Origin of the sequence: Shewanella sp. TC10 (genome assembly GCF_009663145.1) — a bacterium.
In the GTDB taxonomy this organism is placed as follows: domain Bacteria; phylum Pseudomonadota; class Gammaproteobacteria; order Enterobacterales; family Shewanellaceae; genus Shewanella.
Map to the genome: position 1 here is coordinate 43,650 of NZ_VKHR01000016.1, position 17,145 is coordinate 60,794.

At 40.3% G+C, this 17,145-nt stretch carries 16 protein-coding genes; all 16 read right to left on the reverse strand.

Going from position 1 to position 17,145, the window contains the following annotated elements:
• Positions 1-97 precede the first annotated feature (97 nt).
• Positions 98-1,447, reverse strand: coding sequence for a sigma-54-dependent transcriptional regulator (locus FNZ24_RS07740; RefSeq protein ID WP_153913913.1), 1,350 nt, complete (start codon positions 1,445-1,447; stop codon positions 98-100).
• Positions 1,440-2,663, reverse strand: a complete 1,224-nt coding sequence (locus FNZ24_RS07745) for a sensor histidine kinase (protein WP_228768416.1) — start codon at positions 2,661-2,663, stop codon at positions 1,440-1,442. Before FNZ24_RS07745 ends, FNZ24_RS07740 begins: the two co-directional genes overlap by 8 nt.
• A gap of 133 nt (positions 2,664-2,796) precedes the next feature.
• A complete protein-coding gene (locus FNZ24_RS07750) occupies positions 2,797-4,227 on the reverse strand; it encodes a sigma-54 dependent transcriptional regulator (RefSeq protein ID WP_153913914.1) in 1,431 nt (476 codons plus the stop codon).
• A 471-nt stretch (positions 4,228-4,698) separates the two neighbouring features.
• Positions 4,699-5,103, reverse strand: coding sequence for a flagellar export chaperone FliS (gene fliS, locus FNZ24_RS07755; protein ID WP_153913915.1), 405 nt, complete (start codon positions 5,101-5,103; stop codon positions 4,699-4,701).
• 12 nt (positions 5,104-5,115) lie between these two features.
• The gene (locus FNZ24_RS07760) at positions 5,116-5,436 is read right to left on the reverse strand and encodes a hypothetical protein (RefSeq protein ID WP_153913916.1); all 321 of its coding nucleotides are present in this window, start codon (positions 5,434-5,436) and stop codon (positions 5,116-5,118) included.
• Positions 5,437-5,458: 22 nt separating this feature from the next.
• The gene (gene fliD, locus FNZ24_RS07765; protein ID WP_153913917.1) at positions 5,459-6,826 is read right to left on the reverse strand and encodes a flagellar filament capping protein FliD; all 1,368 of its coding nucleotides are present in this window, start codon (positions 6,824-6,826) and stop codon (positions 5,459-5,461) included.
• Positions 6,827-6,915: 89 nt separating this feature from the next.
• Positions 6,916-7,299 carry a flagellar protein FlaG gene (locus FNZ24_RS07770; protein WP_153913918.1) on the reverse strand — a complete coding sequence of 128 codons (384 nt, stop codon included), beginning with the start codon at positions 7,297-7,299 and terminating at the stop codon, positions 6,916-6,918.
• Positions 7,300-7,450: 151 nt separating this feature from the next.
• Positions 7,451-8,269, reverse strand: coding sequence for a flagellin (locus FNZ24_RS07775; RefSeq protein WP_153913919.1), 819 nt, complete (start codon positions 8,267-8,269; stop codon positions 7,451-7,453).
• A 252-nt stretch (positions 8,270-8,521) separates the two neighbouring features.
• Positions 8,522-9,343, reverse strand: a complete 822-nt coding sequence (locus FNZ24_RS07780) for a flagellin (protein WP_153913920.1) — start codon at positions 9,341-9,343, stop codon at positions 8,522-8,524.
• A 111-nt stretch (positions 9,344-9,454) separates the two neighbouring features.
• On the reverse strand, positions 9,455-10,657 hold the full coding sequence (gene flgL / locus FNZ24_RS07785) for a flagellar hook-associated protein FlgL (RefSeq protein ID WP_153913921.1): 1,203 nt from the start codon (positions 10,655-10,657) through the stop codon (positions 9,455-9,457).
• Between the two features lie 11 nt (positions 10,658-10,668).
• A complete protein-coding gene (gene flgK, locus FNZ24_RS07790) occupies positions 10,669-12,603 on the reverse strand; it encodes a flagellar hook-associated protein FlgK (protein ID WP_153913922.1) in 1,935 nt (644 codons plus the stop codon).
• Positions 12,603-13,697, reverse strand: coding sequence for a flagellar assembly peptidoglycan hydrolase FlgJ (flgJ, locus tag FNZ24_RS07795; protein ID WP_153913923.1), 1,095 nt, complete (start codon positions 13,695-13,697; stop codon positions 12,603-12,605). The genes flgK and flgJ overlap by 1 nt, the downstream gene beginning before the upstream one ends.
• A 17-nt stretch (positions 13,698-13,714) precedes the next feature.
• On the reverse strand, positions 13,715-14,776 hold the full coding sequence (locus FNZ24_RS07800) for a flagellar basal body P-ring protein FlgI (protein ID WP_228768418.1): 1,062 nt from the start codon (positions 14,774-14,776) through the stop codon (positions 13,715-13,717).
• A gap of 64 nt (positions 14,777-14,840) precedes the next feature.
• Positions 14,841-15,515 (reverse strand): flagellar basal body L-ring protein FlgH, encoded by a 675-nt coding sequence (gene flgH, locus FNZ24_RS07805; RefSeq protein ID WP_153913925.1) that lies wholly within the window; start codon positions 15,513-15,515, stop codon positions 14,841-14,843.
• A gap of 22 nt (positions 15,516-15,537) precedes the next feature.
• On the reverse strand, positions 15,538-16,326 hold the full coding sequence (flgG, locus tag FNZ24_RS07810; RefSeq protein WP_055025044.1) for a flagellar basal-body rod protein FlgG: 789 nt from the start codon (positions 16,324-16,326) through the stop codon (positions 15,538-15,540).
• 11 nt (positions 16,327-16,337) lie between these two features.
• A complete protein-coding gene (gene flgF / locus FNZ24_RS07815; protein ID WP_153913926.1) occupies positions 16,338-17,081 on the reverse strand; it encodes a flagellar basal-body rod protein FlgF in 744 nt (247 codons plus the stop codon).
• Between the last annotated feature and the right edge of the window lie 64 nt (positions 17,082-17,145).

Consider the following 17,145-nt stretch of genomic DNA (forward strand, 5'->3'; position numbering starts at 1 on the left):
CACTAAAGGTTGGCTGTTTGACTAACAAATAGGCAGCAGGCCTAATTATTCAATAAATTAGGCCTGCTTGAGACGTGATGTATAAAGTAATCAGGCGCTATGCAGGAACTTGAATTCCCATGTCACGCATTTTTGCCATTTTATAACGTAAAGTTCTGGCACTGATCCCTAGTTTTTCAGCCACATCTTTGCGACTGCCATTACATTGATTTAACGTTTCTAAAATAATGACATGCTCTTGGGCTTTTAACTCTCCACCAAGGCCATCGTTCTCTACGGCTGGCTTAGCTTGTAAAGGTTCAGATTGCTGTAACTCAACTTCATTAGTGTCGAGAATAATATCGCTTGTAGAGATCTCATCACCGGTATGAAGAATAAGTGCTCGTTGAATCACATTATCGAGCTCACGGACATTTCCCGGCCAACGATAAGTAAGTAGTCTTCGACAGGCTACTTCATCTAAGCTTGGTACAGGTGAGATATTGGCTTTTTTAGCATGTTTAACCAGTATATGACGAGCAAGCGGCAATATGTCTGCAGGACGTTGGTTTAATGCTGGCCAAGTTAAAGGAAATACATTAATTCGATAATATAAATCCTCTCTGAAACCTCCTGAGGCAACCATTTCTTTTAAATCTCGGTTTGATGTCGCAAGTACTCTGACATCCAATGAAATAGTTTTTCGACCACCCAGGCGTTCTACTTCTCGTTCTTGTAAAACACGTAGTAATTTAGCTTGTAATCCCAATTCCATTTCTGAAATTTCATCTAATAAAATTGTGCCGCCTTGTGCCTGTTCAAATTTGCCAGGACAAGCTTGATAAGCACCAGTAAAAGCGCCTTTTTCATAGCCAAATAAGGTCGCCTCTAACATGTTTTCAGGAATAGCGGCGCAATTTATCGCAATGAAAGGCTGTTCTGTACGGGTACTATTTTGATGAATATATCGCGCTAGCACTTCTTTACCTGAACCACTTGGCCCCATAATCATTACTGATGCATCAGAGCTTGCCACACGCTGCGCAATTGATAACAAAGCCAAACTTTTATCATCTGCAACCACGGGTTGGTCAAGGTTTTGCTTTAACGGTAAATAACGTGATACTTGATTCAATAATACTTCTGGAGCAAATGGTTTAGCCAGATAATCGACAGCGCCAAGCTTTATTGCGCTCACAGCACTATCGATTGTGGCATATGCTGTCATTAACAAAACAGGTACTTTATTGTTTTGTTGCTGTAAATAATTCAGTAATCCAATACCACCAATGCCTTCCATCTGTACATCACTGATAACGAGATCAAACTCATTGGACTTTAAAGCAATGATCGCTTCTTCTGCAGATGCGACATCGACACATTCATAACTTGCCAAAAGTAAGGTATCAAGTAAGGCTTCTCGTAAAGATTCATCATCTTCTACAAGTAATAGTTTTGCTTCACCCATGAGTTGCCTCCACTCCATTTACATTATCATTTGTATGTTGTTCTGGTTTAGAATTAATTGACTGATAAATAGGAAATGATAGTCGAATCAAACAACCTTTATTCGGTTGTGACGAAACTTGTACAGTACCATTATGATTGCGAACCACAGTTTGAACCACCGCAAGACCTAAACCAGTACCCTGACTCTTAGTGGTAAAAAAAGGTTCTAGTATTTGCTGTTGCATATCAGCTGCTAACCCTTTGCCATTATCAATAACATCAATATGGATGTGAGTATCTGATGCAGCAGTTATGAGCCTAATTTCGGTAGCATTAGCTTCTAAGCTATTCATCACTAAGTTATTAATTGCTGAGCTTAAAGCATTCCCGTTCGCTAATATCTTCTCACTAGAGTGATTAAAATATTTTAACTTACATTGTTTGTTTTCAACTATAGGTTCACAGCTCGCTAGCACAGGCTCAATGATATCTTCCGCAGTCATGGGTTCAGACACATCATCTTGTTTATTTTTCGCCATTAGCAGCATGTCATTTACTTGGCGCTCAAGCTCATTAAGTCTATCAACGAGTTTTGTTTGAAAACGTTTTTTGGCTGTATCATTTAGCTTAGGACTTGCCAAGTTTGATGCATACAGCATCGCAGCAGAAAGTGGCGTTCTTACCTGGTGAGCTAATGTCGCTACCATTTTGCCTAGTGCGGATAAGCGCTGCAGGTGAGATAAGTTTTTTTGTAATAAACGGGTTTCTGTTAAATCAGTTAATACAATTAATTGTCCAGGTTCCGGTGTCAGCGGTGTAATGGCTAGCTTAACTCTACGACCATTTTTAAGTGAGACTTCATGACCATCATCTTCTTGGGGAGAGAAAGCACGATTAATGATATCAAACCATTTAGCACCTTGAAGCGGTCGACCTAATAATTCTGTAGCAACTGGATTAGCTAGAGTGACCAAGCCATCTCCATTGATAATCACAACACCAGAAGGCATTGCTTGAAGGATATGCGCCATTTGATTCGACATATTCGCCGCCTTTTGCGGTGTGGAACGCCCAATGTGCTCAGCTGAACCTTTACTAGATGCTGTAATTAGGCTCTCAACACCTTTTACACTGGTACTCGTGTCATTATAGCTATCACTTAAAGAATCCACTACATCTAATAGGGAGCTTGGCTCTATCATAGTTTGCGCTGAACTGTTGTGTGCCGAAAACATAGCCACTCCGTCAAAATATTATCTTTGGTTAGAGCTAATGCATTTGATGTGCCAAAACATAACTATTGTTTATAGACATAAAAAAAGCATGCCTAAGGCATGCTTTTACTGTAACAGTTAAATCGTAAATTGGTTAATCTTTACTCATTCCATACTTGCGCATTTTCTCAACAAGCGTCGTTCTTCGTATTCCCAACATTTCAGCAGCACGAGCAACGACATTATCTTGCTGTTCTAGAGCTTGGCGGATCATATCGATTTCTAGCTCAGCTAATAAGTCTTTAAGGTTAACGCCTTCTGGAGGTAACTCACTTGGGAAACGCGTTTCAGGGATCTCAATAGGTTCATCATCACTGAAAATTGACGCTAAAGCATCACGTTCTTGTTGCTCTTCACTGATCTCAACACTGTACTCTGGCACATCGATATAACGATACTTACGAGGTAAATCATTAACATCAACAAGTCCACCGGGGAAAAGTATCGTTAGGCGTTCAACCAAGTTAGATAATTCACGAACGTTACCTGACCAATTATGTTCCTTTAATGATTCTATAGCACGTTGAGTAAAACGGATTTTACCACGGCCTTCATTAAAGACTCTGCTAACCAGTTCTTGTAGTAGCAGTGGTACATCATCACGACGCTCACTTAATGATGGCATCTCGATTGGGAATACATTTAAACGATAGTAAAGATCTTCACGGAACAAGTTTTCATTAATCATCGTTTCTAAATCACGATGCGTTGCAGCTACCACCCGTACATCCGTTGTGATGGTTTTCGAACCACCTACTCTTTCAAACACTTTTTCTTGAAGCACACGCAGTAGCTTAACCTGCATTTGCAAAGGCATATCACCAATTTCATCTAAAAACAGCGTGCCATTTTCAGCTAATTCAAAACGACCTTTTCGGGTAGAAATCGCGCCAGTAAAAGAGCCTTTTTCATGGCCAAAAAGCTCACTTTCTAACAATTCTGGTGGGATAGCGCCACAATTTACAGGAATAAAAGGACCGTCACGGCGCTCAGACATGTAATGGATATTACGCGCGACAACTTCTTTACCAGTTCCTGATTGACCTAATACCAATACCGTCGCATCAGAAGAAGCAACTTGGCTTATCAGATGACGAACGTTGGCTATGCCTTCACTACGCCCAACAAGTGAACGGAATAACTTAGTTTGATTAGCACTGGTTGGAATTTGTGGTTGTTTAGCCTGACCGTAGACTTGGCAAAAATGTAACAGCTCAGTTAGTTGTGGGTAGTTAATGGGCTCATCAATAGTGCCTAAAACATTGACACCATTTACTTCAAGAGCACCAATTAATAATACGGGCTGCCACGGAATTGATGACTGAACATCTTTAATAAATTCAGGAGATACAGATTCAGTATCTATGACTAAGGCTCTGAAACGCGATTCGCGCGTTAATGACGCAAGATCATCTGTAGTGATGATATGGTGTTTTTCATCTAAAAATTCAAAAATACAACAAAGACGAGACACACGCTCAGAAGGTTCAGCAACAATTAAAATTCGTTGTTCTATTTGCATCATGTAAGAAGGCCAAAGCTCTAGTTATTAGTTATTCAAGGTCATATTCATGTTATTAGGTCTTTAACTGCTCAAAAATCAGAGCCTCGACTTGAATATTGATTATCGCGCTATATTTATTGATGTCAAAACCTACCGGCTCAGTGACACAATTATAATATAAACATTAACATAGCAGAATGCATACTCATATTTTTTAATCTTTACTTAAATATAGCCAAACCTGCAATAAAGTTTAAACGAATACGCAAAAAATAAATATTGTATTATCAGAGCATGAGAATCAAGTATCACGAGCTATTATTCTACCATGCTGTTGATTTAAGTCACTAACAGTTGTTTTTATAGGCAACTTTAATGATTTAGTTAAGAGGTACGCTATAAAATAGACGAGTTAACTGAAGTGTTTATCATCAAATAGAGCTTAAAAAAAAGACGCCATCGGCGTCTATTTTTTAAAGGTAACATATAGTATCAACTAGCTTCAGATGTCATTTGATGCATATCTTGAGGGATAGCATCCCAACCTTCTTTAATGGTTCGTAGAATGACTGTTACATCATCAATGGCTTTAACATCATTGTTCATATTAGCTTCTGAAATACGGCGTAACATGAAATCATATAAGTCACTTAAATTACTAGCAACAGAGTCTTTCACATCCATATTCAAGCTATTATTTAAGCCATTAATAATGCCAATAGCCTTATTGATGGCAACGCCTTTTCCTTGTAGATCTTGAGTTTCAATTGCGTAGCGGCTCTGGGCTAAACGCAAAAGAGCACCATCAAACATCATTTGGATAATTCGATGGGGGGACGCAACAGCAATCTCACTATCTAGAGATACTTTGCGGTAAGATTTTATTGATCCTCTCATAGGTCACCTTCGCTACTTATTTGAATCGATTGACTGATATACATTTATTTGGCGCTGATTTTTTTTTCTAGCTTGAAGTAAAGATTGAATGTGCTTAAGAACATTATTTGCCCTTTTTTCAAAACCTTCACCAATCACAATTTGATCCTGAAGTGTTTTTCTAGCAACATCCACATCACTTTCATCAATACTATCGAGTAAAATTTGACGCTCTCCAATCAATACAAGCAATTTAGATACCAACTCGTCAGATTTTTCATTTTCTGATGGTGTGTTTTCTAATAACTGAAGTGTTTCTTCAATAACATCATTTTTATTATTTAATTGATTCATATACTTTAAACAGTAATTAAACTTAGTTCTGTGCTACCGAACCAGGAAGTGAGTTTAAACGTTCCACTAATCCTGAACTTTGCTGGTTTAATGAGGCGACCACTAAGTCCATCGCATTAAACTGTTTAAATAAGCGTGCTTCAAGTAGCTCCATTTTCAAACTGAAAGCTTCACGCTGATCATCTAAACGACTTTTTTCACTGGTTAGACTGTTATTGCGGCTATCGATTAAGCCGCCGGTTTTGACATAACCTTCAACCATGGTATCTAAACGATTTGCAATCCCAGTATCGGGGGTTGCAAATAACCCTTCAACTAAATCCATGTTTTCACTGATTGCTGTATCTAGTTTTTCACTGTCAATTGACATTTTGCCGTAGCGGTCTGTTTCAATACCTATGTCATATAATGCAACGGTTTGCCCATCTACATCGACTCGGTTACTGATCATACTTCTCATTTGGGATTCAATTGAACGGATCATTGAATCGCCTTGAAGCGCAGCCGCTTCTTCTTTTTCAGTGTCGTATTTAGACATGTCACTGATTGATGTCACCAAAGTATTATATGCATCAACAAATGCCTGAACATTTTCTTTAACGAGCTCGTCATCTTGCTCAATTTTTAATGTTGATGTTTGAGATACATCCGCACTTGTTAGCGACAGTGTGACACCAGCAATGGCATCTGTTACTTCATTAGATTGTGATGTTACTTTTTGGCCATCTATGTATAAAATGGCATTTTCTGCACTTTGCAGTGTCGTCAAATTTCCAGCACCGAACATATCATTTAATCCGGAGCCTGTAGAATCGGTAGCTGTAATTGTCACTTCGTTATCAGTACCAGGCTCATCTGAGCTAAATACTAATCGACTACCTGCATCACTTTTAATGATTGTCGCTGTTACACCTGAGTTGTCAGTTGCGCCATTGATTTTTTTGGCAATATCTTCAAGTGAATCTGTCGCTTCAATATCTACAGAAAATGCTTCACCATTAACCGATAAATCAAGGCTGCCCGTTCCCACACCGAGACTGGGATCAGCAACATTGGTACCTGCTACTTTATGTGAAGAGGCAAGTTGCTCTACTTGAATTTGATAACTGCCTGTTTGTGCAGTTTTATCAGCCGTAGCGCCAAAATAAATACTTTCGCCAGTAGATACTTTACGAATGTTAAGTGCGTCAGGGTCACTCAATTTCTCTAAAGCATCTTGGAATGTAGACAGTTTACTTTTCAATGAACCGATAGCAGACACTTTCGCATCAATGCTCGCTTCACTTTTATCAAATAATGCTTCTTTAGGAAGTTTTTCAGCATCTACAAGAACACCTACAATGGTGTTGATATCTAGGCCAGAGCCAATACCGGTTGCTGTTAATGCCATAGTTTCCTCACATAGTATTCAATAAAATCGTTTACGCTTCTTTATCACAAAAGATTGATTGCGAAAAATTAACTACAAAATCTCTTTATTTACGCTTCAGTATTAAGCAATAATCCGGCCACTTCAGCTAGCTTTTGCGACAGTTCTAACGCTTCTTCGTTAGGGATCTGCCTAATGACGTCACCAGAGTCGATATCCATAACACTGATCACATTTTTACCAGAGTCGTCATCAACTTTAAAAGCTAGGCCTTTACGCATTATTGACGCCATGTCATTAAGATCATCTGTGACTTCCGATAAGTTCTTTTCTTCAGGTTTCTTATCAGTATAGTCTTGCTCATGCTGTTCTGATTTAGCCAGCTCTGATACTTTTGTTTTTTCCTCAGCCTGTTGAGTTTTGCTTTCAGCTAACTGACGCGTGCCCATATTATCAATAAGGGTATTTGAGGCGCTAGTAAAATTGATATCCATACTCATCTTACTCCTCTGAATTGTTATTATTGTAAAGCCATATGATTCGTTAAAGAGTTATCACTCTAAAACGAACAAGATTAAAACGATAAAAGGGAGACCTTTCAAGATCTCCCTTCTTTAATTCTAATATTTAAACAGACTATTCAAATTATAGAAGAGATAAAGCCACTTGAGGTAGCTGGTTAGCTTGTGCAAGCATCGCAGAACCTGTTTGCTGTAATACTTGGTTCTTAGTCATTTCTGCAGTTTCTTTAGCGAAATCCACATCAACAATACGTGATTTTGCATCTGCAACGTTTGCTTGAGTGTTCGCACTGTTAGCAATGTTATGCGCTAAACGGTTTTGTTTAGCACCTAAATCTGCACGTTGACTATCAATTGTTTTGATAGCAGCGTCAATTTTGCCAAGAGCAGAAGCACGACCAGCAGACGTCGCATTAGTTAATGCCGCAACAGATAAGCTAGTAGAATCACTTGTTTTAACTGTGATAGTAATATCTTCACCATCTTGGTGACCTACTTGGAAGTTTTTACCGGTTGAGAAACTACCATCTAATAATTTGGTTTCACCAAATGCAGTATTGTTACCAATCTCAGTGATTTCTAATGCAAGCTCATCCATTTCTGCTTTAATTGCTGTTAAATCTGCAGTACTGTTTGCACCATTCTCAGATTGTACCGTCAAGTCACGCATACGCTGAAGCATGTTTGTTTGCTCCTGCATTGCGCCTTCAGAAATTTGTGCAATTGAGATTGCATCATTTGCGTTACGCATACCCACTTCTAAACCACGAACTTGAGAGTTCAAACGGTTAGAGATAGCTAAACCCGCTGCATCATCTTTTGCGCTGTTAATACGTAAACCACTTGATAAACGTTCCATCGATGTGGCTAAATTTGAAGTTGAAGAATTTAAGTTCTTCTGCGCTTTCATTGAAGTGACGTTTGTATTTACTGTAATAGCCATAATTTGATTTCCTCTTTATACCTGGCTTTAAAACTTGCCTGTCTCTATTGCCAGGCGGGTCTATTGGGTTACAAATACTTTAACGGCAGCAATTTTAGATACTTTAGTTTTTTTTGAACATTTTTCACTCAAAGCCTTACTTTATTTAAAAACAACAACTTACAGATGCAAAAAGCCATATTTATCTTAAAAAGAAAATATGGCTTAATTTAATGACTAACGAAAAAGTTGCGTATTAGCTTAATTAGTTTATTAACCTAATAAGGATAACGCGACTTGAGGCAGTTGGTTAGCTTGGGCTAACATTGAGCTACCCGTTTGTTGCAACACTTGATTTTTAGTCATTTCAGCAGTTTCTTTGGCAAAGTCGACATCAACAATACGTGACTTTGCATCTGCAACGTTAGCTTGAGTATTTGCACTGTTAGCAATGTTATGAGCTAGACGGTTTTGTTTCGCACCTAAGTCTGCCCGCTGGGTATCAATATTTTTAATTGCCGCATCAATTTTGGTAAGCGCTGAGGCACGTCCTGCTGAAGTCGCATTAGTTAAAGCGCCTACAGATAGACTTGCCGCGTTGCTTGTTTTTACTGTGATGCTGATATCTTCACCATCTTGATGGCCAACTTGGAAAGTTTTACCAGCAGAAAAGCCACCTGTTAATAATTTAGTATCACCAAAAGCAGTACTATCACCAATAGCAGTAATCTCTTCTGCTAATTGGTCCATTTCGGCTTTCAGAGCAGCTAAGTCTGCAGTACTGTTCGCACCATTTTCAGATTGAATGGTTAAATCACGCATACGCTGCAACATATTGGTTTGTTCTTGCATCGCACCTTCAGAAATCTGCGCAATCGAAATAGCATCGTTTGCATTACGCATACCAACATCTAAGCCACGAACTTGTGAGTTCAAACGGTTAGAAATCGCTAAACCAGCGGCATCATCTTTTGCACTGTTAATGCGTAAACCACTTGATAAGCGTTCCATCGATGTCGCCAATCCTTGGGTAGAAGCATTCAAATTTTTCTGCGCTTTCATTGATGTAACGTTGGTATTTACTGTAATAGCCATAAATTTATCCTCATTCTTAGTTTTGTTGCCAAGACTTTGGAGCTTGGCTAAATTTTACAATTTAACGTTGGTTTTTCTTGTTCATATATCTTACGAGATTCAAACGCCTAGCTAGATATAGTCAAACAATGAAATAGAACCTACTTTGCCGAATACACTCGACACGGCATTTAATGCCAGTTGCTGTTTTTCAAACTCAGTTATTGCCGCTGCATAGTCCAAATCTTCAAGCATGGAGAGTGCACTATCATTAACAATTTTTTCTTCAGCGTGATGAGTAGAAATACTCTCTAAACTCTTCAAGCTATTGCCAGCAATACTTCTTGCTGTACTGACTTGAATTTGACCACTATCAATATTATTCAATAGCTGTGCCAACTTTGAATTCCCTTGGGAAGTATTTGGAATTGTAGGGTCCTCAAGCATTGAAATCGCTTCATTCAAGGTATCTAAAATACTGACAGTTTCTTGAGGTTCCATGGTAAAAGAGTCACCTGCAACAGGCTGCCCAGACAACTTAACCTCTATCCCGTTAAAGCTCACAGGGTTACTTGGGTCAAAATTAGGTACTGTAGAAACCACTGTGCCGCCAGAATCTTGAATTTGTAAATCTATCACCCCAGCATTATCAACAAAGTTAAACGTGTAGGTATCTTCAATATGGGCGGCAGAGTCAAAAATAGCTGCCTTTTCAACGGTGAACTCGCCTTGTTGTGATGGCAAATAATTGACGCCATAATCACCTAACGGATTTGGAGCGTTCATAAATACCGTATCACCTGGCACATTTGTTCCGACGGTAACACCAGAGGCAACAACGCTTTGCCGCTCTCCGCTATCACCGCTATATACAATTTGACCGTTACTATCAAAAGCAAACGGTGGATTATTAGTATCATTACCAGCAAAGATGTAATTACCCGATTCATCTCTTGTGTTGGCAATTGACATTAGCTCTTCTAAGCTATCTTTCATTTCATCGGCAATCATTTGCCGTTCAGATTGAGACAAACTACCGTTTGCAGCCCGTTGAAATTGCTCACGCATACTGCTCAATATCGTTTCAGTACTTCCAAGCTTGCTTTCACTTAAACCAAGATGCTTTTGGGCATAATCGATATTTTTGACATATTGGTCTACTAACGAGTTTTTCTGTCGTAAATTATCAACACCGATAGCGGCAACGGGATCATCACCTGCAGTATTGATTTTTTTACCGCTGGCTAATTGTTCAAGAATCTTATTAGTTGCCGACTGCCCTTTAGAAATACTGCTCGTATTTTGATTAAACATCTGAGCGGTTGAAATTCGCATAACTGATTCTCCTAGCGAACTGAACTAAGCAGTGAGTTAAACATTTCCTGCGCAGTTGACATTATTCTGGCGGACGCTTGGTAAGATTGTTGAAAGCGCATGAGGTTTGCCGCTTCTTCATCTAAGTTAACGCCTGATTCACTTTGTACTCGGTTATAAGCTTGTTGATAAACCGCTTCATTTGAAGCAACTGACACAGAGGCAGCCTTAGTTTGGCTACCAATATCTAGCTTTGTACCTTCGAAAACTCCGGCTAGCGTGGTAGAACCACCATTCATCAATTTTGCATCGACTAATTTCGCCATTTCGACTGCATTACTGTTATCACCTTCAGCAAATGACAAATCAAAGGTATAAGTATCAATAACACCGCCTGTAGAACTATCATCGATTTCGAAATCAAATCCATAAGGCGTGCTGATTTGAGGAGGTGTAAATGCAGTTGGGCCTCCAACAGCAGCTCCTGTTGAGTCAAATGCTTGATAGGTATTCGTGACAGTATCAATCTGAAAAGTTAATTCACTGTCTGTAATTGGGAAGTTTGGATTCGTTCTGTCAATACTCGTTAGTTTTACGCTTGTTTCACCAGAGTTAGTTGGCTCAGCAGTAATTTGCGGCCCCGCTGCTGCGATGCCTTTCGGGTCAGTCATTACGACACCGATCCCAGCTGCTGCACCTGCGTTAGGTCTAATTTCAAAAGTATCACCATCAGCGAAACCCGCTGGAACTGAATCAATTTGAATAGAAAAACCATCCCCACCCGTTAATTGGTTATTCACAGCATCATAAGTTAACGCTTGGATATCACCAGTTTTAGTATCTTTCAGTTCATATGTAGAAGGCGCTGTGTAAGATAGCTCGTATGAACTGCCAGTGAGTTGGCTCACATCATCAATATTAACTCTTAATTTTGCAGTCCCAGTGTTACCTTCATATTCACCTACTCGGCCAGCTGCCATCGTTGGATCATTAATATCAGTAAAAATGTTCTGCCCTAGCTCACCATTTAAATCAAAACCCTTAGACTGCATTTCATTAAATGCATCAGCAACACCAAGAGCAAGCTGCCCTAACTCTTGATTAACAGGGATAAGTGTTTCGTCTCTGAACTTGAATAATTCGCCAAGTTGACCACCTAACTTTGAGCCATCTATGACTAATGTTTGATTGCCAGTCGATGTGGTTAATCTCACTTCATTTGGATAAGGGTCACCGGTAGTCGTTCCCACTTGCATGGCTACTTCACCAGATACAAGCATCACAGACCCACCTAACATGACACTCTTGCCACCATTATCTAGTGGGATCACATTCACTTCAGAGTATTCACTTAGTTCAAGAATAAGTGCATCTTGCTGATCAAGTAATTGACTATCTTGATTGCCACTTTTCATCAGTTCTAAGTTAATATTGGCCAGTTCATTACTAATTTCATTAATACGATCCGCAACAGCACCGATTTGGCTATTTGTTTGCTTCATCTGTGAATCAAGATGTGACTGCATTTGATTTAAACTGGTTGCAGTTTGCTGCGCAGCCCCGAGCATACTGTCACGCATAGCGAGATCTGTAGGTAGATCAGCAACACTGTTGATACTTGCAAAAAAGTCGTTAAGCCTATCTGGCACCATAGAACCAATTTGTGAATAAAGCTGATCCATCTCATTCATTTTGGTGTAACGGGTTTCAGCACCACTCATAGCGGTTTGGCCAATGCGTAATTCACGTGCTGCAAAGTCGTTATAAATACGCTTTACGTCAGATACATAAGTACCCTGTCCATAAAAGCTATTACCAATTTTCTGAGATTCTAATGTCGATTGCTCTGCAACTTGGCGGTGATAACCCACAGTATTGGCATTAGCAATGTTATTACTGGTCACGCCCATCTGAGATTGCGCCGCCAGTACACCCGTACGGGCGATATTTAATAAATCAACAGCCATTAGTTAGTCTCTCCAGGCAGTACAGACTTAAGTCCATTAGTCACTGACTCCATCACTTTCAACACTTTTTGTGCATATTGAGGATCTGTGGCATAACCGGCTTTTTGTAATGCATTAATAAATTTGGCAGGCTCAGCTGCTACTTTTCTAGCGTCTTGGTAACGTTCGCCATTTGAAATAAATGACACAAAATCATTAAAACTTTGTTCGACGTTGTCATACATTCTGAAATCCGCTTTTTGCTTCACCGCAATCCCCTGTTCATATTCCAGAGTGTTCACAGAAGTTTTATCACCTTGCCAACGGCTATCAGCTTTAATGTTAAATAAGTTGTTGCTGGCACTACCATCTTGGCGGCGGATCATTTTTTGGCCCCAACCGGTTTCTAGTGCTGACTGAGCTAAAAGCACTTCAGGTGTTGTCCCTAAGGTTTTGGCAGCTTTTTCTGCATGGGGATATAACACCGAAACAAAATGTTCTGGATTTTCAAACTCTGTTGGCGCCTGATGAATGGTTTGCGGCAATTGATTGCCACTGGAGGCAACAGAAGGAGCGGCATTACCGGCGAGTATTTTTTCAAAGGTTTGTTCATCAATAACGCTATGGCTACTGGACAACTGATTAATATTAACCGCAGGTTTACCTGATTCAATCGCATTTAATGACGATGTATTCATAGTAGAAGCTTGATTTACTGAAGCTTCTTTAGGAGCTGCGTCAAATAATGAGTGATTGATTTTGGCATCGATATCGCCACGTAATACTGATGCAGGCTTAAATGGAGTATCTTGCGGTGATAACTGTTGCACCATCAGGTCAGCAATACCAAGCATTCCCTTGTCAGATAAATCTACTGACATTTGCTGGTCACGCATGTTTTCGAAGAATTCGGTAGTTTGACTATTCATTGGGCTGTCAGATTTAAAAGCAGCGTTTGCATCACGCATGCTTTTCATCAACATTTGAATAAATATCCCTTCAAACTGTTTGGCGACCTCTTTGAGCGCCGCCTTCTCGTCCTTCTGGGCTTGAGAACGTAATGAATCTAGTCCTCCTAGATCCAGAAAGTGCGATGAATTTGACAGCTTTTCCATAGTCGTACCGACAATTTTTAGATGATGATAAGTTCACCATGCAAAGCGCCTGCCATTTTTAACGCTTCAAGTATTGCAAGTACATCGGAAGGAGCTGCTCCGACTAAATTAACTGCACGTACAAGCTCATCTAAGGTTGTACCTGGGTCGAATAAAAACATTCTGCTGTCGGCTTCAGCCACATCTATGGTGCTTTCAGTAGTGACAACAGTTTGACCATTTGCAAATGCATTAGGTTGGGAGACCTGCGTTGCTTCTGCTATGGTTACCGTTAATCCACCATGCGTTACCGCAGCTGGCATCAATTTTACATTTTGACCAACTACAATCGTCCCTGTACGCGAATTAACAATCACTTTCGCTGACTCACTGGCAATTTCAACTTCGACATTTTCAAGCGTAGCAAGGAAAGAAACTCGCTGAGATGCATCCCGGGGAGCGCTCACTTGAACAGAAGTTCCATCCAACGCGCGAGCCATTCCTGGGCCTAAAAAACTATTGATGGCATCAGCCATACTTTTGGCGGTAGAAAAATCAGAGCGATGTAAATTGAAGGTTAAATGATCGCCAGTCGCAAAAGGCGACATGACACTACGTTCCACCATCGCACCACCAGGAATACGTCCAACGGTTGGGGTATTTTGAATCACTTGCGAGCCATCTAGACCTTCAGCACTAAAACCACTGACAACTAGGCTACCTTGGGCAATGGCATACACATTACCATCAACACCTTTTAAGAAGGTTTGTAGTAATGTGCCGCCGCGTAAGCTTTTTGCTTCACCGATACTGGATACTGTAATGTCAAGATTTTGACCGGGTTTGATAAATGCTGGCATCTCAGCATGGACTGCAACAACCGCCGCATTCTTGGTTTTAGGACTGACATTATCAGGTAAGTTAATACCAAAGTTTTTCAACATGGTTCTGAATGTTTGTTCGGTATAACGGGTTTTTTCACCGGTTCCAGGTAAACCAACCACTAAACCATAACCAATCAACTGGTTACTTCGTACCCCTTGAACATTGGCAATATCTTTAATGCGCTGGGCTTGAGTTGGCGCTGAGACAGTTAACATCGCAACGGTTGCTGCGGAAATAACAACGCTCACAAAAAATGATTTAATCTTCATGGCATACTCCTTAGAAAGGCCACCATTCGCCCATGAAGAATGAACTTAACCACCCCACCTTTTGGACATCAGCAAAAGTACCAGTACCACTATATTGAATACGGGCATTAGCAACACGGGTTGACTCTACGGTATTTTCTGGGGTGATATCTTGGCTTCGAACCATGCCAGTAACACGGATAAACTCATCACCATTGTTAATCGAAATCCATTTCTCGCCACGAATCACTAAATTACCATTACTCAATACCTGCATGACGTTAGCTGAAATACTGCCATCTAAACTGTTTGACTGATCAGCATCAGACTCACGTTTGGTATCCATAGAATCTGAATAACGTAGATCCAGTGGCACACCTTTAATAGTGACATTGCCACCACCAGCGTAAATTGGGTCAACACTTAAATTTGAGTCTTTCTTAATTTCATTGTTGGCACTTTTCTTCGCTTGAGTAGACTCATTAAGCAACACAGTAATAATATCGCCAACTTTATGAGCTCGAATATCCGAGTATAAACTCGACGATTGATGATCTATGTAAATTGAACCCGTTGATACCATTTTTGTTGGCGGCGCCTCTGGGTATACAGGGGCATAAAACGGATCATCTGGAATAGGTTTTTGCTGAGTAGTGCTGCAACCTGCAAGTACTATTGCCGAAGCTAAGGCTAAGTAAATACGCATTATCCTTCCCCTTCCATCAAACTTATAGATTTTGAGTTACGTAAGACATCATTTGGTCAACAGCTGAAATCACTTTTGAGTTCATCTCATAAATTCGCTGACTTTGAATTAAGTTAACTAACTCTTCTGTGACATTCACATTCGATGTTTCAAGTGCACCCTGTCGAATTGCACCTAAGCCATCTAATGAAGCCGTGCCTTGAATTGGCGTTCCACTCGCGCCCGTTTCGGTATACAAGTTTTGGCCTAGAGGATCTAGCCCTGATGGATTAATAAAATCACTCATAGCAAGCTGCCCAACAACTGTACTTTCAGTCGCGCCAGATAACTTAACCGAAACTTCACCTTCAGCTGAAACCGTTATCGAGGTTGCATCATCTGGGATAGTGATTGATGGCTGTACAACATAGCCAGAACCTGGGGTCACAATTTGGCCATTCTCATCTAAACTAAACTGACCATTTCGCGTATAAGCAGCGGTACCATCTGGCATTTCCACTTCAAAAAAACCAGGCCCCTCAATCATTAAATCTAGAGAGTTATCCGTAGTAAGCATGTTGCCTTGGGTGAACATTTTTTGAGTGGCAACAACCTTAGTACCCGCGCCAATATTCAGACCATTAGGTAGTTTAGTATTATCAGCACTAATACCACCCGCTTGATTCACGGTTTGATAAAGCAAGTCTTCGAATACTGCCCGGCTTTTCTTATAGCCAACAGTACTGGCATTCGCCACGTTATTAGAAATAACTGCAATATCGGTTTGCTGGGCGTCTAAGCCAGTTTTACTTATCCATAAAGCGGGATGCATAATAATTACTCCTAACTAATTCTCATTAAAGATGACGATGCACGATCAAGGTCTTCGGCATTTTTCATCATCTTCACTTGCATTTCGTATTGGCGCTGAATATCAATTAACGCCACCATTTCAGATACAGCATTAACATTGCTGCCTTCAACAGCGCCTGTTTCAACTTTAATATTTGGATCGTTCGGTGCATTAAGCCCTGAGGTCAATCTGAATAAACCGTCTTCACCACGCATCATCTCTTGATTGTCAGGGTTAACGAGTTTGATTCGAGCCACTTCTTCGATGACATCAGCTGTAGCGCCTTGTGGTCGTACAGAAATAATCCCATCAGGTGATATCTGAACTTTATCGATAGGTAGCGGCAAGACAATAGGGCCTGCCTCACCCATCACAGGGTTTCCACGGCCATTAGTCAGTAAGCCTGTACTGTCAAAACTTAGACTCCCTGAGCGAGTGTAAGCTTCACCACCATCACCACCTTGTACTGCAATCCAGCCTTTATCTTTGATGGCGATATCTAAATCACGCCCCGTGGTTTTAATTGGCCCCGAACTAAAGTTATGGCCTGGGCTTTCTGTCATAGAGAAAACACGCGTAGGTAAACCTTCGCCAAATACTTGCATAGAGCGAGCCTGAGCCAAATCAGCTTTAAAACCATCGGTATTCGCATTGGCTAAATTATTGGCACGAACAGCCAAAGCATTCATATTCTGCTTTGCCCCACTCATGGCAACATAAAGTAATTTGTCCATTTGCTGCTCCGTCAAACTTTCTACATAACAAAAGATATATACAGAACTAGCAATCAGTGTGCCA